This window comes from Rhizobium sp. WSM4643, from assembly GCF_025152745.1.
Lineage (GTDB): Bacteria > Pseudomonadota > Alphaproteobacteria > Rhizobiales > Rhizobiaceae > Rhizobium > Rhizobium leguminosarum_I.
Window position 1 is genome coordinate 191,349 of the sequence record NZ_CP104043.1, and the last position, 19,725, is coordinate 211,073.

General features: G+C 60.2%; 18 protein-coding genes and 2 pseudogenes. 13 read left to right on the forward strand and 7 right to left on the reverse strand.

Going from position 1 to position 19,725, the window contains the following annotated elements:
• The first annotated feature begins 49 nt into the window (after positions 1–49).
• Positions 50–865 (forward strand): endonuclease/exonuclease/phosphatase family protein, encoded by an 816-nt coding sequence (locus N1937_RS30375; protein WP_260060414.1) that lies wholly within the window; start codon positions 50–52, stop codon positions 863–865.
• 203 nt (positions 866–1,068) lie between these two features.
• Positions 1,069–1,233 (forward strand): annotated as a pseudogene (locus N1937_RS30380) (LysR family transcriptional regulator); the annotation flags it as partial.
• A 48-nt stretch (positions 1,234–1,281) separates the two neighbouring features.
• On the opposite strand, the pseudogene N1937_RS30385 reads toward N1937_RS30380, so the two are convergent.
• A pseudogene (locus N1937_RS30385) lies at positions 1,282–1,487 on the reverse strand (LysR substrate-binding domain-containing protein); the annotation flags it as partial.
• A 630-nt stretch (positions 1,488–2,117) separates the two neighbouring features.
• Here N1937_RS30385 and N1937_RS30390 point away from each other — a divergent pair.
• From N1937_RS30390 to pepT, 9 genes are all read left to right on the forward strand, one after another.
• Positions 2,118–3,941, forward strand: coding sequence for a HAMP domain-containing methyl-accepting chemotaxis protein (locus N1937_RS30390; RefSeq protein WP_260060415.1), 1,824 nt, complete (start codon positions 2,118–2,120; stop codon positions 3,939–3,941).
• A 388-nt stretch (positions 3,942–4,329) separates the two neighbouring features.
• Entirely contained in the window at positions 4,330–5,052 is a 723-nt protein-coding gene (locus tag N1937_RS30395) for a FadR/GntR family transcriptional regulator (protein ID WP_170281961.1), read from the forward strand.
• Positions 5,049–6,221 carry a PLP-dependent transferase gene (locus tag N1937_RS30400; protein WP_260060416.1) on the forward strand — a complete coding sequence of 391 codons (1,173 nt, stop codon included), beginning with the start codon at positions 5,049–5,051 and terminating at the stop codon, positions 6,219–6,221. Before N1937_RS30395 ends, N1937_RS30400 begins: the two co-directional genes overlap by 4 nt.
• Positions 6,222–6,256: 35 nt before the next feature.
• Complete coding sequence (locus N1937_RS30405) at positions 6,257–7,516, forward strand: ABC transporter substrate-binding protein (RefSeq protein ID WP_260060417.1); 1,260 nt, start codon at positions 6,257–6,259, stop codon at positions 7,514–7,516.
• Between the two features lie 207 nt (positions 7,517–7,723).
• A complete protein-coding gene (locus N1937_RS30410; RefSeq protein ID WP_260060418.1) occupies positions 7,724–8,659 on the forward strand; it encodes a carbohydrate ABC transporter permease in 936 nt (311 codons plus the stop codon).
• Positions 8,660–8,663: 4 nt separating this feature from the next.
• Positions 8,664–9,494: a carbohydrate ABC transporter permease gene (locus N1937_RS30415; protein ID WP_260060419.1), complete on the forward strand. Its 831-nt coding sequence runs from the start codon at positions 8,664–8,666 to the stop codon at positions 9,492–9,494.
• A gap of 4 nt (positions 9,495–9,498) precedes the next feature.
• Positions 9,499–10,557: an ABC transporter ATP-binding protein gene (locus tag N1937_RS30420; protein ID WP_162115283.1), complete on the forward strand. Its 1,059-nt coding sequence runs from the start codon at positions 9,499–9,501 to the stop codon at positions 10,555–10,557.
• Positions 10,558–10,628: 71 nt separating this feature from the next.
• Positions 10,629–11,381 (forward strand): metallophosphoesterase, encoded by a 753-nt coding sequence (locus N1937_RS30425; protein WP_260060420.1) that lies wholly within the window; start codon positions 10,629–10,631, stop codon positions 11,379–11,381.
• A gap of 105 nt (positions 11,382–11,486) precedes the next feature.
• Positions 11,487–12,719 carry a peptidase T gene (gene pepT / locus N1937_RS30430; RefSeq protein WP_260060421.1) on the forward strand — a complete coding sequence of 411 codons (1,233 nt, stop codon included), beginning with the start codon at positions 11,487–11,489 and terminating at the stop codon, positions 12,717–12,719.
• 138 nt (positions 12,720–12,857) lie between these two features.
• Here pepT and N1937_RS30435 read toward each other — a convergent pair whose 3' ends face one another.
• The 5 genes from N1937_RS30435 to N1937_RS30455 all read right to left on the reverse strand — a co-directional run bounded on the left by N1937_RS30435 (position 12,858) and on the right by N1937_RS30455 (position 17,755).
• Complete coding sequence (locus N1937_RS30435; protein ID WP_260060255.1) at positions 12,858–13,694, reverse strand: cell wall hydrolase; 837 nt, start codon at positions 13,692–13,694, stop codon at positions 12,858–12,860.
• A 256-nt stretch (positions 13,695–13,950) separates the two neighbouring features.
• On the reverse strand, positions 13,951–14,991 hold the full coding sequence (locus N1937_RS30440; RefSeq protein ID WP_017968348.1) for a sulfate/molybdate ABC transporter ATP-binding protein: 1,041 nt from the start codon (positions 14,989–14,991) through the stop codon (positions 13,951–13,953).
• Positions 14,992–15,001: 10 nt separating this feature from the next.
• Entirely contained in the window at positions 15,002–15,874 is an 873-nt protein-coding gene (cysW, locus tag N1937_RS30445; RefSeq protein ID WP_017968349.1) for a sulfate ABC transporter permease subunit CysW, read from the reverse strand.
• Positions 15,864–16,721: a sulfate ABC transporter permease subunit CysT gene (gene cysT / locus N1937_RS30450; RefSeq protein ID WP_162115288.1), complete on the reverse strand. Its 858-nt coding sequence runs from the start codon at positions 16,719–16,721 to the stop codon at positions 15,864–15,866. The genes cysW and cysT overlap by 11 nt, the downstream gene beginning before the upstream one ends.
• A gap of 8 nt (positions 16,722–16,729) precedes the next feature.
• Entirely contained in the window at positions 16,730–17,755 is a 1,026-nt protein-coding gene (locus N1937_RS30455) for a sulfate ABC transporter substrate-binding protein (protein ID WP_017968351.1), read from the reverse strand.
• A gap of 116 nt (positions 17,756–17,871) precedes the next feature.
• Here N1937_RS30455 and N1937_RS30460 point away from each other — a divergent pair, with 116 nt between their 5' ends.
• The gene (locus tag N1937_RS30460; RefSeq protein WP_157386387.1) at positions 17,872–18,105 is read left to right on the forward strand and encodes a hypothetical protein; all 234 of its coding nucleotides are present in this window, start codon (positions 17,872–17,874) and stop codon (positions 18,103–18,105) included.
• A 12-nt stretch (positions 18,106–18,117) separates the two neighbouring features.
• A complete protein-coding gene (locus tag N1937_RS30465; protein WP_170277678.1) occupies positions 18,118–19,134 on the forward strand; it encodes a porin in 1,017 nt (338 codons plus the stop codon).
• Positions 19,135–19,249: 115 nt separating this feature from the next.
• Here the strand turns inward: N1937_RS30465 and N1937_RS30470 are convergent, their stop codons facing one another.
• The gene (locus N1937_RS30470; protein WP_260060256.1) at positions 19,250–19,705 is read right to left on the reverse strand and encodes a PTS sugar transporter subunit IIA; all 456 of its coding nucleotides are present in this window, start codon (positions 19,703–19,705) and stop codon (positions 19,250–19,252) included.
• Positions 19,706–19,725 lie beyond the last annotated feature (20 nt).

The window sequence follows — 19,725 nt, forward strand, 5'->3', positions numbered from 1 at the left end:
ATACTGCTGAGACAAGCATTTTCGATCAACGGGACGAGTGCGCCTGCCGATGCACGCCAGAAAAGACAGCCTTCCCGCCAGCATTCTCGCCTCGATCAGGAGCAGGAAAAAGCGGCTCGACCCAGCCTGTACCGAGGCAAGGCCGCGCAGTGCGGGAACGCTGATCGCCTCCTACAACGTACACAAGTGCATCGGCACCGACCGCCGCTTCGATCCGGAGCGCACCAGCCGGGTGATCCATGAAATCGGCGCCGACGTGATTGCGCTCCAGGAGGCCGATACGCGCTTTGGCGAACGCACGGGCATTCTCGATCTCGGCCGGCTGGAGCGGGAGACGGGACTGATCCCGGTGCCGATTGCCGGCATGGCGAAGGCGCATGGCTGGCACGGCAATGTCGTGCTCTTCAAGAAGGGGCTGGTGCATGACGTGCACCAGGTCAAGCTGCCGGGACTGGAGCCGCGCGGGGCGCTGGTTGCCGAAATCGAACTCGAGCAGGGCGGGGTGCTGCGCATCATCGCCGCGCATTTCGGATTGCTGCGCCATAGCAGAGCCCAGCAGGCCCGCACGCTGGTCGAACTGATCAACGACAGGCACGAGATGCCGACCATCCTGCTTGGCGACCTCAACGAATGGCGGCTCGGCGACCGGTCTTCGCTCAACACCTTCCAATCCGCCTTCGGCGAGCTGCCGGCCGCCGTACCGAGTTTCCCCGCCGGCCTGCCGCTTCTGGCCCTCGACCGGATCATCGCCAACCGCAAGGGGATCATTTCGGAGGTGGAAGCGCATGATACGCCACTGGCGCGCATCGCCTCCGACCACCTGCCGATCAAGGCGCTCGTCGATCTGGAGCCGGTGCCGGTCTGATGTCATGGCGACAGTGGGTGCTGTCGCCGTTCTCACTTCGCCCGGCGCCTGGCCATGGCTGAAACGTCACCAGTCGGATGACGTTCAATATGATCTCGAATATCCGCCTGCGCATCGATATCTCTCCTTCGCGTCATATGCCGCCTCTTGCCTGGCGCCTTCAAACGAGCTTATCGTCGCCCTCGAATGACTTGAGGTTATGGATGAAGCGTGGACGCCTGCCATTGACGGCTTTGCGGAGTTTCGAGGTCGCCGGCCGCCTCGAAAGCTTCACGCTGGCGGCGCAGGAGCTGTTCATCTCGCAGGCAGCGGTCAGCCGGCAGATCCGCGAGCTTGAGACGTCGCTGGGCGAAGCGCTCTTCGAGCGCTGGATCGCGTCCCGGATCAGGGGATTCTGAAGGGCGGACGAGGGCGATCTATTGTCTGTGCCGCTCGACCTCGGTCAGCACCGTGATGAAGGCCCCAAACCCTGCGGTACGTGACGGTGATCGGGATAATAGAGACAAAGGCCCGGAATGGTGGGACACCAGTCGTCAAGCACGGTGACGAGCCCGCCACTTTCGAGAAAAGGCCGGGCCGTGCGATCCGAGACATAGGCGATGCCGAGCCCTTTTGCCACTCCGCGTGCTTCAAAACGAACGCGATCTACGCTTCCAAAACCTCGGGGCTTCATGGAGTGGAAAATTCCAGTTCAAAATGGCCTAAGGTAAGGTGGGCACGTCACCTTCTTTTCGAAAAGGCCTCTGGCCTTTTTGAACGCTTCTCTCGCACCATCCTTGATCGCGTCCGCGTCGTCCTCGTTGGCGTTGTCGTTATACGCGTCATGGACGCAGGCGAGCGTACGCGATAGAAGATCAAAGGTCGGCATGCCGTGCCATCCCGATCTCCGCACCGAGCCCGATGATCCGAAGTTTGTTGGCCCTTTGGGAAAGCCTGAGTGCTTTGTCCTTGAAGGTTTCGGGTGCCACCGCCAGTAGCCCAGAGGCGATGATGGCCACGTTCCGGTGACTGGCTCGAGGAATACTCAACTCGGGTCAATCGGCTGCGCATAATCCGTCCAGCTTTGCTGGCCGAATTGCCTTCGGCAGATTGCTCGACACGCGCATTAATACTGCCTTTTGGCGAGTGCCAAAGTAAAGCACACTAACTGCGGGTTTGACGTTTAATTAAACAGAAATCCCTAAAATTCATACAATACTTACCAAGAGCCAAGTTTGTGACCTGGCCTGACATCGTTCCAAGGAGTGAATACATGCGCAGGCCTACCGTCCGAACCTCCCTGATCGTCATCAATCTGACGTTTGCGTCCATTTTTCTCGGCTTCGCAATGTTCTCGCTGAGTAGCGTGCGAGCGGTAAATGAGGACACTACTGCCATTGCCAGGAATTGGCTGCCAAGCGTTTCCGTTGTCAGGAACATTCAACTCCAACTTCAGAAGATGAAGTTCGCATATGCCAATCACATCATGTCCCTCAGTGACGAAGCGATCGCGGCGGCTGAAAAGCAGGTTACCGCACAGAGGGAAGAACTGGCAAAAGCGATCGAAGCCTATAACGCGTTGATATCATCGCCTCACGAGAAAGAATTACTGGAACAGATCGCAAAAGGCGCAACCGACTACGCGAATGCAGCCGAGCCGATGCTCGAGAAATCTCGTAAGAACGACAACGATGCGGCGAAGGTCATTTTCTACAATGATATGGAGCCCATTATCCAAGAAGCCGACAAGGACGCTGGCGAGCTGCTTTACATCAACGTCAAGGGTTCGGATGCCTCATACGAGAGCAGCGAGCTAACCTATAGTGCGATCCTCTGGAGCACCTGGGGCCTTATTGCCTTAGTCTTGGCGATTGTCGCTGGCGCGATTGTCTACGTTGCCGCGCAGATCGCCCGTCCAATCAATGCGATTACGGGTTCGATGACCGGGCTTGCTGCAGGCAACACGGCGGCAATCATTCCTTATGCCAGCCGAACCGACGAAATCGGCTCGATGGCTGGGGCGGTCGAAGTTTTCAGGCAGACGGCATTGGCCAAGATCAAAGCGGATCAGGAAATTGAGGTAAGTCGCGCCCTTTCAGAAGGTGAACGCCAGAGACGTGAGGAGATTGACCGTGCGCGAGCGGCGGCGATGGCTCAGGCGACGAACGGATTGGCCGGAAACTTGAAGAAGCTGGCTGACGGCGATCTCACAATCCAGATCAGCGAGCCATTCGATGCTGATTTTGAGGCGCTAAGGAGCGACTTCAACAGTGCAGTGGCCCAGCTCTGTCGCACGCTGACCAAAGTGGCCGGCTCGACAGTGGGTATCGACAGCGGATCGAACGAGATCGCCAACAGTGCGAACGACCTCGCAAGACGCACCGAGCAGCAGGCGGCGGCTTTGGAACAAACGGCGGCCGCGCTGGACGAAATCACAGCAAACGTCGCCTCATCTTCCAAACGCGCCGAGGAAGCCCGGAAGGTTGCCGCTGAGGCCAACGCCAGCGCAGCGACGTCCGGCCAGATTGTCACACAAGCAGTCGAAGCAATGAGCCGCATCGAGCAATCTTCCAACGAGATATCGACCATTATCGGTGTCATTGACGAAATCGCCTTTCAGACGAACCTCCTCGCGTTGAACGCAGGTGTTGAAGCGGCACGCGCGGGCGAAGCTGGCAAGGGCTTCGCGGTCGTTGCCCAGGAGGTACGCGAGCTGGCGCAGCGCTCGGCAAAGGCGGCAAAGGAAATCAAATCGCTCATTCAAACATCGAGCGGGGAGGTGGCAACAGGTGTCGAGCTGGTCTCGAAAACCGGCAGTGCCTTGAAGCAGATCGGTGAGCTCGTGGTAGCAATGAATCAACACGTCGAAGCGATCGCAGTATCGTCGCGCGAGCAGTCGACAGGTCTCGCTGAGATAAACACGGCAGTTAACAGCCTCGATCAGACGACCCAACAGAATGCTGCGATGGTCGAGGAGGCGAGTGCCGCCTCCACGTCGCTGGCGAACGAGACCGTTACGCTACGCGAGCTGATTGGACAATTCAAAGTGGGTGACGGAACGGGACACCAAGCCTATGCTTTCCGCAAGACTGCATAGTTCACCTGTTATCGATCGGACTAAAAGTTCACTCGATGATTACGTCGCCGTGAACGCACCGTTGCGTCCGCCAAATCTCGGGTTCGGACGCCGATTCTCGGTCAACGGGCGTACAAATTGGCAATTGACAGGATGGTAGCGCTCTCCGCGTGATGTCCAGCTAAGCCGCTTTTTGGCCCGGCGCCCAACCCGCACATTGGCACGAATGCACTATGACACCCGCAACCTCCCAATAAGAACGGAGAACGGGCTTGCCACCATGCATGTTGGCTGAACCAACGCGAGTTCGTTCCCAACAAACACCCCTTGACGCTTTCCCCACTTTGAGAAATGCTAAGATGTCAGACCAATTTCAAGGCCTGACTGCCTGATAAGAAAATGGGGAACCATGAAGGCAAATAGCAGCGACAGGCCGGTGATCCGGCCGCTTCCGGTCATGGACCGCGCGCGTCAGGTGACCGATGCGCTGGCGGATTATGTCGAGGAAGCCAGGTTGAAGGCGGGCGATCGGCTGCCGGCCGAGCGCGAGCTGATGGCAGCCCTTGCTGTCGGCCGCTCGACCATTCGCGAGGCGATCCGCCACTTCCAGGCGCTCGGCGTTATCGAGACGCGCAAGGGCAGCGGCACGTATCTGCTGAAACCGGTTTCCAGGGCGACGATTCACATGCCGCTGTCCCTCGACACGGTTCACCTGCGCGACGCGCTGCTGCAGACGCTGGAGGTTCGCCGCGGCATCGAATGCGAGGCGGGTATGGTCGCGGCGCGGCGGCGCACGAGCAGGGATCTCGTCGTCATCGAGGAAAAGCTCAACGCGATGGAACGGGTGCACTTGGAGAAAGGCACCTCCGGGCCGGAGGATCTGGCCTTTCACCTCGCCGTCTACGACGCCACCCACAATCCGCTGTTTCGCCAGCTTCTAGAGCAGATGCGCGAGACCTTCGAGCGCTTCTGGGAACATCCGTTCGACCGGCAGGATTTCGCCCGCCGATCCTTTCCCTTTCACCGCACCCTTTTCAACGCGATCGCTGCCGGGGATCCCGAGGCGGCGCGCGCCGAAACACTGAAAATTCTCGATATCGTCGAGGAAGACATCAAGGAAATGTCCAAATGAGCAACGGCGCAGAACCGTTCGATCTTGCTTCCCTCATCACCGCGCACGACGAGAGCAACGTCGCTGACGCCGTCGTGCCGCCGATTTTCCAGACCTCGCTTTTCACCTTTTCCGATTACGAGGACATGATCGCCTCCTATCGCGGCGAGAAGGTGCGGCCGATCTATACGCGCGGCCTGAACCCGACGGTACGCGCCTTCGAGGAAATGCTCGCCAAGCTCGAAGGTGCCGAGGATGCGCTGGGTTTTGCGAGCGGCATGGCGGCAATCTCGTCCTCGGTGCTGAGCTTTGTCGAGCCGGGCGATCGCATCGTCGCCGTCAATCATGTCTATCCCGACGCCTTCCGCCTGTTCGGCACCATCCTGAAACGGATGAAGATCGAGGTGACCTATGTCGACGGGCGCGACGAGGAAGCGGTCGCCAGGGCGCTGCCCGGCGCCAAGCTTCTGTACCTGGAAAGCCCGACGAGCTGGGTGATGGAGGCCCATGACGTCGGTGCGCTCGCAGCCCTCGCCAAGCGGCACGGTGTTGTCTCGATGATCGACAACAGCTGGGCAAGCCCGTTCTTCCAGCGGCCGCTGACGCTCGGCGTCGATCTCGTCATCCATTCGGCCTCGAAATATCTCGGCGGCCACAGCGATGTGGTGGCGGGCGTCATCGCCGGCTCGAAGGCGATGATCGCACGCATCAAAGCGGAGGCCTATCCCTATCTCGGCGGCAAGCTTTCGCCGTTCGACGCCTGGCTGCTGATCCGCGGCCTGCGCACGCTGCCGCTGCGCATGAAAGCCCACGAGACATCGGCGCTTGAAATCGCCAGGCGCCTGCAGAAGCTCGACGTGGTGGAGACGGTCTGCCATCCGGGGCTCGCCAACCGCCTGCCCGCCGGCCTCATCGGCACCTCGGGCCTGTTTTCCTTCATCTTCCGCGAGGGCGTCGATATCCGCACCTTCGCCGATCACCTCAAGCTCTTCAAACTGGGCGTAAGCTGGGGTGGACATGAAAGCCTGATCGTACCGGGCGAGGTGGTGCTTCAGCAGAAGGCACAGCCGAATTCCGCACATGCCTTCGGCATCCATGCGCGATCCGTACGTCTCCATGTCGGCCTCGAAGGAACCGAGGCTCTGTGGAGAGACATCGAGGAGGCGCTCGCCGCCGCCTCACAATCCTGAAACCCGAGAGAAACCTAATAAGGGGGAACTGAGCCATGAAAAAACTAATAATCTCGACGCTCTTTGCTTCGATGATGGCGGGTACGGCCTTTGCCGATACGACGCTCAAGCTTGTCGAAGTCATTACCAGCCCGGAGCGCACCGAAACGCTGAAATCGATCGTCGGCAAATTCGAAGCCGCCAATCCCGGCACCAAGGTCGACATCATCTCGCTGCCCTGGAACGAAGCCTTCCAGAAGTTCGCGACCATGGTATCGGCCGGCGACGTGCCCGATGTGATGGAAATGCCCGACACCTGGCTGTCGCTCTATGCCAATAACGGCATGCTCGAGAGCCTGGAGCCCTACCTCGAAAAGTGGGAACATACCAAGGAGCTGACGCCGCGCGCGCTCGAACTCGGCCGCGACATCAAGAACACAGCCTATATGCTGCCCTACGGCTTCTATCTGAGGGCGATGTTCTACAACAAGAAGCTGCTTGCCGAAGCCGGCGTTGCCGCGCCGCCGAAGACGATGGAGGAATTCACCGCGGCTTCGGAGAAGGTTTCCAAACTGTCCGGCAAATACGGCTACTGCATGCGTGGCGGACCGGGTGGTCTCAACGGCTGGATGATCTTTGCCGCCTCGATGGCCGGCTCGAACAAGTACTTCAATGACGACGGCACCTCGACGATGAACAGCCCCGGTTGGGCCAAGGGCATCGAATGGATGGTCGATCTCTACAAGAAGGGCTATGCGCCGAAGGACAGCGTCAACTGGGGCTTCAACGAAGTCGTCGCCGGCTTCTATTCCGGCACCTGCGCTTTCCTCGACCAGGATCCGGATGCGCTGATCGCCATCGCCGAACGCATGAACAAGGATGATTTCGGCGTCATGCCGTTGCCGAAGGGTCCTGACGGCAAGTCCTTTCCGACGATCGGCTACGGCGGCTGGTCGATGTTCACGACCAGCGGCAACAAGGATCTCTCCTGGAAGCTGATCGCCACGCTCGAAGGGCCGGAAGGCAATATCGAGTGGAACAAGCGCATCGGCGCCCTCCCGGCCTATACGGCGGCCGAGAAGGATCCGTTCTATGCCGGTGACCAGTTCAAGGGCTGGTTCGAGGAACTGGCGGACCCGAACACGGTACCAACCGTGATGCCGACGTACCTCGAGGAATTCGCCTTCTTCAAGGATTCGCTGGCGATCAAGACCTCGCAGCAGGCATTGCTCGGCGATATCTCGGCAAAGGATCTGGCCGACCAGTGGGCTGACTACCTCACCAAGGCGCAGCAGAAGTTCCTTGCTAAGAAATAGCGGATAGCGGGCTTTGAGCCAGAAGCCCCCTCATCCGACCCTACGGGCCACCTTCTCCCCGAGGGAGGAGGGAACGGAAACGTTGCGGCATATTCCCTTCTCCCCAGCGGGGAGAAGGTGCCGGCAGGCGGATGAGGGGGCTCCGGTCTCTCCATTCAAAAGCACCACAAATTCCCAACCGGGTAAGACAATGGAAATTGCAGACCGATGACCATTTCCTCCGATACGCTCGACATGCGTCGCGACCGCAGGCCATGGCTGCGTCGGGTTGCCGATGCTTCGGAGCCCTATCTCTACAGCGCGCCGTCGCTGATCCTGATCATTGCGGTGATGCTGGTGCCGCTGACGGTCGGCATTTCCTATGCGTTCCGCGATATCCAACTGCTCAATCCGTTTTCCGGCGGCTTCATCGGGCTCGATCATTTCCGCGAGCTTGCCGGCGATGCCGCCTTCTATGGCGCGCTGCGGAATACGCTCTGGTGGACCGGCGCTTCCGTCGTCCTGCAGTTCGTCTTCGGGCTGATCCTGGCGCTGCTGCTCGACAAGCCCTTTAAGGGCAGGGCGATCGCCCAGGCGCTGGTGTTCCTGCCCTGGGCCGTGCCGTCCTTTCTCGTCGGCCTCAACTGGGCCTGGCTGTTCAATCCCGTCATCGGGCCGATCCCGCACTGGCTCTTCGCCCTCGGGCTGATGCATGAGCCGGGCAACATCCTCTCCGATCCCAATTATGCGATGTGGGGGCCGATCGTCGCCAATGTCTGGTGGGGCATTCCGTTCTTCGCCATCACCCTGCTTGCGGCGCTGCAGGCGATCCCGCGCGATCTCTATGAGGCGGCATCGATCGACGGCGCCGGCTGGTTCCAGCGCTTCCGCTCGATCACCCTGCCGTTTCTGGCGCCGACGATCGCCATCACGGTGCTGCTGCGCACCGTATGGATTTCCAATTTCGCCGATCTCATCGTCGTCATGACCAGTGGCGGGCCGGCCGACCGGACGCAGATCGTCGCCAGCTACATCTTCACGACGGCCTTCAGGCGGCTCGATTTCGGCTATGCCTCGGCGATCGCGCTGGTGCTGCTCGTGCTGCTGCTTGCCTATTCGATGCTGATCATCCTGCTCCGGCAGACGCTGCTGAACAAGGATTGAGATCATGAGACGATCCGTCATTCCCACCATCGCACACCGTCTGGCGATCCTCTGCTACATCGCCTTCGCACTTTTTCCGCTGTTCTGGCTGCTCAAGGTCTCGGTGACGCCGAATGACCTGCTCTATAGCGAGGGCGTGCGCATGTGGCCATCGCGCATGACATGGGATCACTATGCCTTCGTGCTGCGCCACAGCGCCTTTCCGACCTTCTTCAAGAACAGCCTGATCGTCTCGGCCTCGACGGCGGTCACCGTGACCATCTGCGCCTCGCTCTCGGGATATGCGCTGTCGCGCTTCAATTTCCGGGCAAAATACTGGATCGTCGCCCTGATGCTGCTGACCCAGATGTTCCCGCTGATCATGCTGGTGGCGCCGATCTTCAAGATCCTGTCGCCGCTGCACCTGACCAACAGCCTGACCGGGCTCGTCGTCGTCTACACCGCCTTCAACGTGCCTTTCGCCACCTTCCTGATGCAGTCCTTCTTCGACGGCATCCCGAGGGATCTCGAAGAGGCGGCGAAGATCGACGGGGCGACGCAGTTCACGGCGTTTCGCCAGATCATCCTGCCGCTGACGCTGCCGGGGATCGCCGCCACCCTCGGTTTCGTCTTCACCGCCGCCTGGAGCGAACTGCTCTTCGCGCTGATGCTGATCAACGGCAATGATGCGGCGACCTTCCCGGTCGGCCTTCTCACCTTCGTTTCGAAATTCTCGGTGGATTTCGGGCAGATGATGGCGGCGGGCGTCATGGCGCTCATTCCGGCCGGCCTCTTCTTCCTGCTTATCCAGCGCTATCTCGTCCAGGGCCTGACGGCCGGCGCGGTCAAGGGTTAAACAAATGGCATCGATCGATATCCGGAATATTCACAAAGCCTATGGTCATGTGCAGGTGCTGCACGGCGTCGACCTCGAGATCCGGGACGGCGAGTTCGTCGTGCTCGTCGGCCCGTCCGGCTGTGGCAAGTCCACGCTGCTGCGGATGATCGCCGGGCTGGAGGAGGTCACATCAGGCGAGATCAGCATCGCCGGCAATAGGGTCAACGAACTGCATCCCAAGGATCGCGACATCGCCATGGTGTTCCAGTCCTACGCGCTTTACCCGCATATGAACGTCGCCGGCAATATGAGCTACAGCCTCAGGCTCCGGAAGGTGGCGAAGGAGAAGATTGCAGGCGCGGTGGCCGCAGCCGCTGCCAAGCTCGGCCTCGACCCTTTGCTCGAACGAAGGCCGAAGGCGCTTTCCGGCGGCCAGCGCCAGCGCGTCGCCATGGGCCGCGCCATCGTGCGCCAGCCGAAGGCCTTTCTGTTCGACGAACCGCTGTCGAACCTCGATGCGCGCCTGCGCGAACAGATGCGCGCCGAAATCAAGAAACTGCATGGCGACCTGAAGGCGACCTCAATCTACGTGACCCACGACCAGATCGAGGCAATGACGCTGGCGGACCGGATCGTCGCCATGCATGGCGGGGTGGTCCAGCAGGTCGGCAGTCCCCTGGAACTCTACGACCGCCCCGCCAATCTCTTTGTCGCCGGCTTCATCGGCTCGCCGGGGATGAATTTCCTCGAGGCCACCTATGATGCCGGCGGCGTGAAGTTGAAGGACGGCACGATCGTGCCGCTTGCAAAGCCGCTGCCGCTTGTCGACGGCGCAAAGGTGACGCTCGGCATCCGGCCGGAGCATGTGCTGGTGAGCGACGGCGGGGCAGGGCTCGCCACCGATGTGGAACTCGTCGAGCCCACAGGCTTCGGCATCATCCTCCACCTTGCCCTGCATGGTCTGCCATTCAAGATCTTCACGCTGAACCGCGAAGCGCTGAAGGCAGGTCCGAAAATCAATGTGGCCTTCCCCGCTCAATATCTGCACGTGTTCGATGGCGAAGGAAAACGCGTCGATTGAATGGTCGGAGGCCGGTAGCCGGACGCTATCGGTTTCGGCATATTGTCTCCGGTAGGGCGGGGAGGCAGAATATGCTCGTTGCGCAGATATCCGATATCCATGCGAGGCCGGACCTTTCGTCGGTGCGGACGCTGGAGCGAGCGATAGCGTGGCTGAAGACGTTCCGCCCGGATGCACTTGTTGTCACCGGAGATCTGGTGGACGACGGATGGCGGCAAGGCTATCGCCTGGTCGCCGAAAGCCTGCGGTCGCTGGACTGCCCTGTCCACCTGTTGCCGGGCAACGGTGACGACGTGCAATTGATGCGTTCCGAACTTGCCGCCGTCGGCGCGCGGATCAATGCGACGGGACCGATGCACTTCCAGACAGCCGTCGATGGCCTGACCCTCTTCGGTGTCGATGTGACCGTCGCCGGTCAGAGCTATGGCGATGTCCTGCCGCATCTGCCATGGCTGATGAGCGTGCTTGCGGATGTGAGGACACCCTCGCTTCTCTTCATGCATCAGCCGCCATTCAGGATCGGCATCGAGGTGCTGGACCAGGTGGGATGCAGGAACGGCAGTGCGCTTCTCAGCACCCTGGAGACAATGCACAGGCTGCCGCTGGCGATTCTCTGCGGCCATGTCCACCGACCTGCAATTGGTCGGTTGGGATCGATCCCTGTCCAGACCTGCGGCTCCCTTTGCCTGCCCAATCCGCTTCTGCTGGAAGGCCGTGCCGATCTTTCGGTGATCGACGCTCCGTCCTTCCTCGTGCATGAGGTCAGCGACGGTAGGCTGGTTTCACATGTGGTCTCGATTCCGGTATCCGACAGGGGGGCATGAAATGGGATTGAACAGTCATTCCTCACGCGCTGCGAGCGGAAAAATCTTTTGCCGCATCGCCCAGGAGGGCTATATCGTCCGTGTGATCTTGCTGGACTGGATGCCATGACCGACACTGTTCTCGACCGCTTTCTCCGTTATGTCGTTATCGACACGCAATCCGATCCTGCCTCGTCGACGCAGCCGACCACCGGCAAGCAGAAGGATCTCGGCCGGGTTCTGGTCGATGAACTGCTGAAGATCGGTCTTGCCGACGCGCATCTCGATGAACACGGCTATGTCTACGCGACCATTCCGGCCAATAGTGACAAGACGGTGCCGGTCATCTGTTTCTGCTCGCATATGGATACCGCACCCGATTTCAGCGGCACCGATGTCAAGCCGCAGATCGTCAGGAACTATGCTGGCGGTGATATCAAGCTTGCCAATGATACGAGCCGGGTGATCCGCGTCAGCGATCATCCCGAGTTGAAGAACCAGATCGGCAACGATATCGTCACGACCGACGGCACGACATTGCTCGGTGCCGACGACAAGGCCGGACTGGCCGAAATCATGACCGCGGCTCAGATGCTCGTCGGTAATCCCGATATCAGGCATGGGACGATCAAGATCCTGTTCACCCCCGACGAGGAAGTCGGGCGCGGCGTCAACAAGGTCGACCTGAAGAAACTCGGTGCCGACTTCGCCTATACGATGGACGGCGAGACGGCCGGCCATATCGAGGATGAGACCTTCTCGGCCGATGGCGTCGAGATCAGCATATCAGGTGTGGCAATCCATCCCGGCTTTGCCAAGGACCGCATGGAAAACGCCATCAAGATCGCAGGCGCCATCATCGACCGGCTGCCGAGGCATCTTGCCCCCGAGACCACCGAAGGAAAGCAGGGCTTCATCCATCCGACAGGCGTGACCGGCTCGATGGAGAAGGCGTCGCTGAGCCTCATCATCCGTGACTTCACCGACAAGGGGCTGACGGAAAAGGAAACGATGCTCGAAGCGATCGTTAAGGACGTGTTGGCTGGCTATCCCGGCTCGACCTATCGTTTTGAGGTGAAGGAGCAATATCGCAACATGAAGGTGGTGCTCGATCGTCACCCGGAGATCGTCGAGAACGCCATCGAGGCGGTGCGCCGGGCCGGCATGACGCCGGTGCGCGGCAGCATCCGCGGCGGCACGGATGGCTCGCGCCTTTCCTTCATGGGACTGCCGTGCCCGAACATCTTCGCCGGCGGCCATGCTTTCCACTCGCCGCTAGAATGGGTGAGCCGTCAGGACATGGAAAAGGCCGTCAAAACGATCGTGGAATTGGCGAGGGTCTGGGAAGAGCGCGCCTAAAGCATGTCGCGCAAAAGTGTGCAGCGGTTTTGAGATCGCGACATGCGGAAATCAAAGACCTGAAGTGCGGTAAGCGGATCTGAAAGATTGCGACGCGCTTTAGGCGCGCTTCCATCTAACTCATACCGGAAGGACGGTTTAACCACCGTTCGTCGGAAGGCTTTCACGCAGCATCACGCTGTCATAGGCGGGCCGGGGAATAGGGATCGCGATGGGCATTCCCGGCTCCGGCTCGACCGATGTTACCGGTGATGTTTCCGGCGAAGTCACCGGCGCCGTTATCCGCATCTGCCCCGTGCTCGCCGTCGCCATGGGGTCCGGAGCCGGCAGAGGAACGGGAACTGCCGAGGGTATCAATGTCTCGAATTGCGGCGGCAGCATGCTTTCGCCGGGCACATAGTTCATCGCCACCTCGTAGGAGGGCAGCGGCGGCGGCGTTTCAAGCATGCCGTTGGAATCGCGCTTCTCGTAGAAGGCGTTACCGCCGGCAACCGTCACATAGTGCATGTTGTCGTAAGGGAATTTCAGGCCATCGGTGTGGAAGAACATCGCATCCTTCACCGCAGGATGGCGTGCGCCCTTGATAAGAATCGCATCGGCCGCGCTCGCAAGCTCAGTTTCCGCCTGCGGTTTGACTTCGCGCGTCATCACGCCGGGCGCGAACTGCCTTTTCTGGGCCACGACGCCGCAGATCGATGTGGAATAGGCGCCAGAGGTGAGCCTGTTCATGACGACGGTCCCGACAGCCATGTAGCCGTCCTCGTCCGAATGCTGCGATTCGAAATACATCGCGCGTTGCAGGCACTCGCGGTCTTTGGCCGTATAATTGAACGTGACTTTCGCCGCTTGGCCCTGCTTCGTCTTGGTGTTCGCCGCCGTCGCCGCCGGTTTCGATGTCGTCGTGCAGCTTGCCGCTGCCAGTCCTACAAACAAAATCCCGATCAGGGATTTTCCAAAGGAAATCTCCGCCCTCAACGCCAGGTGCCTCCTACGGAATTAGTTCAGCCCTTCATGATTAAGCGAAAACGTTTTACTCGTCATATGACTGAAATACAAACAACCTTAGATAACAAAAACCTTAAGGGCCTCTCGCCAAATACGATTCCGGCGATGAGCCATTCCATAATTCCCGAGATCGGAATCGATCCAAGGATAAAATTAAGCAGCAATTCAAAGTGTTACAGCGTCTTCTGCAGCTCTCGAAAAGACGCGCCGCGCTGCCCAATCTCCATCAGCTGCGGAACAGTTTCCAGCGGGTTGGCTTGAAAGCTACCCGGTTGCGGTCAAGCCTGTCGGCCTCGCTCGGCGGCAATTCGATCTCGATATGCGGGCGGTCGTTGCCGATATCCAATTCGATGTGGCGGGTGCCTGCCACGCGGCGGCTGGAGACCGGCTGGCCGGCTATGCAGTTTTCGGCTGATTCGCAGAGCCTGACGTCATGCGGGCGGAAATAGAGCTGCGCTGGTCCCTCGGGCTCACCATCGGCATTAAGACCGAGCGAACGGCCTTCGAAGAGGATGTCACCGCCTGATATCTCGACCTCAAGGCAGTTCGATTGGCCGATGAAGCCGAAGACGAAGGGCGAGTTCGGATAATCGTAGACCTGATCGGGCGTGCCGACCTGCTCGATCGCCCCCTGGCTCATGACGACGACACGGTCGGCGAGTTCCAGGGCCTCGTCTTGGTCGTGGGTGACGAAGACGGTGGTGTGTCCGGTGCGGTCGTGGATCTCGCGCAGCCATTTGCGCAGGTCCTTGCGAACCTGGGCGTCGAGCGCCCCGAAGGGTTCGTCGAGCAGCAGCACGTTCGGCTCGACGGCCATAGCGCGGGCGAGGGCCACGCGCTGGCGCTGACCGCCGGAAAGCTGAGCGGGATAGCGTTTTTCGAGACCGGAAAGCTGGACAAGGTCGAGCAGTTCCAGCGCCCGCCGGCGGATGTCGGCCTTCGCAGGCCGCCGCGCACCCTTTCTGACTCTCAGGCCGAAGGTGACGTTATCGAGCACCGTCATGTAGCGGAAGAGGGCATAATGCTGGAAGACGAAGCCGATATTGCGCTGCTGCACCGATTTCTTCGAGGCATCCTCGTCGCCGAAGAAGATCAGCCCCTCCGTCGGGCTTTCGAGGCCGGCGATCAGCCGCAGCAATGTCGTTTTGCCGGAACCCGAAGGCCCGAGCAGTGCGATCAGCTCGCCGGAGCGGATGTCGAGCGAGACATCGTGCAGCGCCGGAAAACGATCGAATTCCTTGCGAATGTTTTGAACGCGTACTTCCATTCCAAATCCTTCAGTGCCGCCGGCTGGCGGCGATTTCGGCGCTATAGCGCATTTCCAGCAGCGTCTTCAAAACAAGAGTCAGGAGCGCGAGCAAGGCCAAAAGCGTGGCGACGGCAAAAGCGCCGGTGAAATTATACTCGTTATAGAGGATTTCCACCTGCAGCGGCATGGTATTGGTCTGGCCGCGGATGTGGCCTGATACCACTGAGACGGCGCCGAATTCACCCATGGCGCGGGCGTTGCAGAGAAGCACGCCGTAGAGCAGGCCCCATTTGATATTCGGCAAGGTCACGTGCCAGAAGGTCTGCCAGCCGCTGGCGCCGAGCGAAAGGGCCGCCTCCTCGTCGGCCGTTCCCTGTTCCTGCATCAGCGGAATCAGTTCGCGGGCGACGAAGGGGAAGGTTACGAACATGGTGGCGAGGATCAGCCCCGGCACCGCAAACAGGATCTTGATGTCGTGAGCGCTGAACCACTGGCCGAGCCAGGTATTGGCGCCGAACAGCAGAACGAAGACCAGGCCCGATATCACGGGTGAGACCGAGAAGGGCAGGTCGATCAGCGTCGTCAGGAAGGCTTTGCCTTTGAACTCGAATTTGGCGATTGCCCAGGCGGCGGTGACCCCGAAGGCGAGGTTGAGCGGCACGCTGATCCCCGCGACGATCAATGTGAGGCGGATTGCCGAAAATGTCTCCGCATCGCCGAGCGCCTCGAGGAAGGGGCCGGTGCCCTTGCGGAAGGCCTCTACGAAAACGGCCGCGAGGGGCAGCAGCAGGATCAGCAGCAAGAAGACGAGTGAAAGGACAATCAGGCTGTAGCGTGCGATCCGATGTTCAGTCGTCACCGAACGCAGCTTTGCCGGTCGAACGGTCGCATCAAGCGCCATAGCCATACCTCCGCCTGCTCCAGCTCTGGATAAGGTTGATGACCAGCAGCAGGGCGAACGAGAGGACCAGCATGATCGCCGCAATGCCGGTGGCTGCCGCGTAATTATACTCTTCGAGTTTGATGATGATCAGCAGCGGCGCAATCTCCGATTTGAACGGCAGGTTGCCGGCGATGAAGATGACCGAGCCGTATTCGCCGACGCCGCGGGCAAAGGCGAGCGCGAAGCCGGTGAGAACGGCCGGCGCCAGCCCCGGCAGCAGCACGCGGAAAATCGTCTGGAAGCGGTTGGCGCCGAGCGTTGCCGCAGCCTCCTCCACTTCCTTGTCGATCTCCTCCATGACGGGCTGCACGGTGCGCACCACGAAGGGCAGGCCGACGAAGATCAGCGCCACGACGATGCCGGCTGGCGTAAAGGCGATCTTGATGCCGAGCGGCGTCAGGAACTGACCGATCCAGCCGTTCGGCGCATAGAGTGTCGCCAGTGCGATGCCGGCAACGGCGGTCGGCAGCGCGAAGGGCAGGTCGACCATGGCATCGATGATGCGTTTGCCGGGGAAGCGGTAACGCACCAGCACCCAGGCGAGGATGATGCCGAAGACGGCGTTGACGATCGCGGCGATGAAGGCGCTGCCGAAGCTGATACGCAGTGCGTTCAACGTGCGGGGATCGACCGCGATCGACCAGAATTTCTCCCAGCCGAGCGCGCTCGACCGGACGGCAAGGCCCGAGAGCGGGATGAGGATCAGAAGGGTGAGCCAGGTCAAGGTAAGGCCGAGCGCCATTCCGAAACCCGGAATGACGCTCGGCCGTTTGAACCGCCACCGCGTGGGGCTATGTGCTTTCATGAAGTCTATTATTGGGCCGGCTTGTAGATTTGGTCAAATACGCCGCCGTCGCCAAAGAATTTCGGCTGTGCGCTCTTCCAGCCGCCGAAGTCGTCGATGGTCGCCAGCGTCAGCTTCGGGAAGCGGGCGATGTCAGCCGGATCGGCGGCTTCCGGCTTGAACGGCCGGTAGTAATGCTTGGCGGCGATCTTCTGGCCTTCGTCCGAATAGAGGTAGTTGAGATAGGCTTCGGCGACCTTGCGTGTTCCCTTCTTGTCGACATTGCCGTCGACGATGGCGACCGGCGGGTCGGCGCGAATGGAGAAGGTCGGTGTCACGATCTCGAACTGGTCGGGACCGAGTTCCTCGAGCGAAAGATAGGCTTCGTTTTCCCAGGCGAGCAGCACATCGCCGAGGCCGCGCTGGACGAAGGTGGTCGTGGCGCCGCGGGCGCCGGTGTCGAGAACCGGAACGTGCTGCAGCAGTTTCGCAACGTAATCCTGCGCCTTGGCTTCGTCGCCGCCGTTGGCCTGCTTCGCCCATGCCCAGGCGGCAAGGAAGTTCCAGCGCGCGCCGCCCGATGTCTTCGGGTTCGGGGTGATGACCTGCACGTCGTCCTTGACCAGGTCGCCCCAATCCTTGATGCCCTTCGGGTTGCCCTTGCGGACGAGGAAGACGATCGTCGACGTATAAGGCGTCGAATTGTTGGGGAACTTGGTCTTCCAGTCGGCCGGGATCTTGCCGGTCGCCTTGGCGATGGCGTCGATATCGCCTTCGAGGGCAAGTGTCACGACATCGGCGTCGAGGCCGTCGATGACGGAGCGGGCCTGGGCGCCGGAGCCGCCATGCGATGCCTGGATCGTCACGGTTTCACCGCTGTCCTTTTGCCACTTGGCGGCAAAGGCGGCATTGAAATCCTTGTACAATTCGCGGGTCGGATCGTAGGAAACGTTAAGAAGCGTCTGATCCGCGAATGCCGGAGCGATGCCCCCGATTGCGAAGCTGCCTGCCATGACCGCCGCCGCGAGGAGCCGGGTGAACCGTTGTGTCTGCATGGGAACCCTCCTGTTTGTGTGTTAACTCTATCAATTCAGTCGTATAATGAAACGAAGTTTCTTCCCGTTCCAGTCGGGCTGTTAGAATGTCATTCCATTTGAGAGGCGGTTTCGAAATGGACGTGCCGAAGTTGGCCGCGGCCAATCGATCGTCGCCCGCCGTCGTGTCGCGGGAGCGTGTTTTTTTGGCCACAGTTCCTCCACGAAAGCGACATGATGGTGCTGATTTTTGCCAAGATTTTGCCGCGATGACACTTGCGGATTCCTATATGGCCTCCGTTGCGGTCGTATTCGCCGACCGCAACGCGGGGGCAACCCTTGAAGTGCGCCTCGCATTCCAAACCTGTTAAGGGCAATTCAAAATGAATATCAGGACGATCCTTTTTGCCTCCGTTGCCGCCCTTGCCGCGGCCTCCGGAGCCCGTGCAGCCGACGCCATCGTGGCGGCGGAACCCGAGCCCGTGGAATATGTTCGCGTTTGCGACGCCTACGGTACCGGCTATTTTTATATTCCGGGGACGGAAACATGCCTTTCGATCGGCGGTTACATCCGTACTGAAGTGCGTTTCGGTGACCATATTTCCGGCGACTCCGACGTAGACTTCTGGACTCGCGGTCAGGTCACCTTCCAGGCCAAGAACGACACCGAGTACGGCACGCTCACCGGCGTCATCACGCTGCGTTACAATGTCGACAATGCCACCGACCAGGAAGCATTGCTCGATGAAGGCTATATCGACATTGCCGGTTTCCGCGTCGGTAAGCTGTACAGCTGGTGGGATGACGACATGAGCGGGGAGACCGATACGCTCGCCAGCAACGAGACGACCCACAACTCGATCCGTTATCAGTACGAGGCCGGCGCTTTCGCGGCCGGCATCTCGGTCGACGAACTGGAAGACGACTACGCCACCAAGCCGGGCGACGGCCCGAACAACTTTGGTGTCGCAGGCCAGGTCTCCTACAAGGCCGGCGCCATCAGCGCTTACCTGCTTGCCGGCTATGACACCGACACCAGCGAAGTCGCTGTCCGCGGTATCGTCTATGCCGACATCGGCCCGGGCACGCTCGGCATTGCCGGCGTATGGGCAAGCGGCGCCAACTACTACTACGAAGAGTCCGAATGGACGATCGCAGCAGAATATGCCTTGAAGATCAACGACAAGTGGTCGGTCACCCCCGGCTTCCAGTACTTTGAAAACATCGCCCTCGAGGCTGACGGTAACGGCTTCACCGGCGGCAGCGCCTATACCACAGGTGTCACCATCGACTACCGTATCGTCGACGATCTGCGTTCGAAGCTCAGCGTGCAATATCACGATGAGGACGAAGGCGACGACGAAGTGTTCGGCTTCCTGCGCTTCCAGCGCGATTTCTAAGATAGTCTGATTGCAGACGAGCGGGCGCGACCTTCGGGCCGCGCCTTTTTTATGATGCCGAAAAGTGTGAGCGGTTTTCGGGACGACATCATGCTCTCGCTATTGAATTTGGACGTCACACCCGTGAATCGGCGATGAAATCGGAATAGAATTCGTCGACCGTCCTTGCCTTTCGCATGGCGGCAAGCACGCCGTCCGATTGCAGCCGCCTGGCGATGGCAGACAGCACGTTCAGATATTCGCCGCGATTGTTTTCTCCAAAGAGCAGCACGAAGGCAATGTCGGTCGGGATATCGTCGATCGCTTCGAAATCCAGTGGTTGGGCGAAGCGGATGAGAAGGCCGCACGGGCTGGTCATGCCGTCGATCGCCGCATGCGGGATGGCGATACCGTTGCCGATGCCGGTGGAACCGAGCTTCTCACGCACTTCGAGCGCCTTCAGGATGGTCTGGCCATCGACGGAGAATGCCTTGGCCGCCTTGTCGGCGATGGTCTGCAGCGCGCGCCATTTGGTCGGCGCCGACACGCCGATGAAGGTGTGTTCCGGCCGGATGATGTTCAGAAGGTTCATGTCATTCTCAATACTCTTCG

Bases quoted from the DNA above. Each gene is read 5' to 3' on its own strand.
- N1937_RS30390 (WP_260060415.1), top strand. From the start codon at position 2,118: ATGCGCAGGCCTACCGTCCGAACCTCCCTGATCGTCATCAATCTGACG.
- N1937_RS30415 (WP_260060419.1), top strand. From the start codon at position 8,664: ATGAGACGATCCGTCATTCCCACCATCGCACACCGTCTGGCGATCCTC.
- cysT (WP_162115288.1), bottom strand. From the start codon at position 16,721: ATGAAAGCACATAGCCCCACGCGGTGGCGGTTCAAACGGCCGAGCGTC.
- pepT (WP_260060421.1), top strand. From the start codon at position 11,487: ATGACCGACACTGTTCTCGACCGCTTTCTCCGTTATGTCGTTATCGAC.
- N1937_RS30465 (WP_170277678.1), top strand. From the start codon at position 18,118: ATGAATATCAGGACGATCCTTTTTGCCTCCGTTGCCGCCCTTGCCGCG.
- N1937_RS30400 (WP_260060416.1), top strand. From the start codon at position 5,049: ATGAGCAACGGCGCAGAACCGTTCGATCTTGCTTCCCTCATCACCGCG.
- N1937_RS30395 (WP_170281961.1), top strand. From the start codon at position 4,330: ATGAAGGCAAATAGCAGCGACAGGCCGGTGATCCGGCCGCTTCCGGTC.
- cysW (WP_017968349.1), bottom strand. From the start codon at position 15,874: ATGGCGCTTGATGCGACCGTTCGACCGGCAAAGCTGCGTTCGGTGACG.
- N1937_RS30460 (WP_157386387.1), top strand. From the start codon at position 17,872: ATGGACGTGCCGAAGTTGGCCGCGGCCAATCGATCGTCGCCCGCCGTC.
- N1937_RS30405 (WP_260060417.1), top strand. From the start codon at position 6,257: ATGAAAAAACTAATAATCTCGACGCTCTTTGCTTCGATGATGGCGGGT.
- N1937_RS30420 (WP_162115283.1), top strand. From the start codon at position 9,499: ATGGCATCGATCGATATCCGGAATATTCACAAAGCCTATGGTCATGTG.
- N1937_RS30375 (WP_260060414.1), top strand. From the start codon at position 50: ATGCACGCCAGAAAAGACAGCCTTCCCGCCAGCATTCTCGCCTCGATC.
- N1937_RS30425 (WP_260060420.1), top strand. From the start codon at position 10,629: ATGCTCGTTGCGCAGATATCCGATATCCATGCGAGGCCGGACCTTTCG.
- N1937_RS30455 (WP_017968351.1), bottom strand. From the start codon at position 17,755: ATGCAGACACAACGGTTCACCCGGCTCCTCGCGGCGGCGGTCATGGCA.
- N1937_RS30470 (WP_260060256.1), bottom strand. From the start codon at position 19,705: ATGAACCTTCTGAACATCATCCGGCCGGAACACACCTTCATCGGCGTG.
- N1937_RS30440 (WP_017968348.1), bottom strand. From the start codon at position 14,991: ATGGAAGTACGCGTTCAAAACATTCGCAAGGAATTCGATCGTTTTCCG.
- N1937_RS30410 (WP_260060418.1), top strand. From the start codon at position 7,724: ATGACCATTTCCTCCGATACGCTCGACATGCGTCGCGACCGCAGGCCA.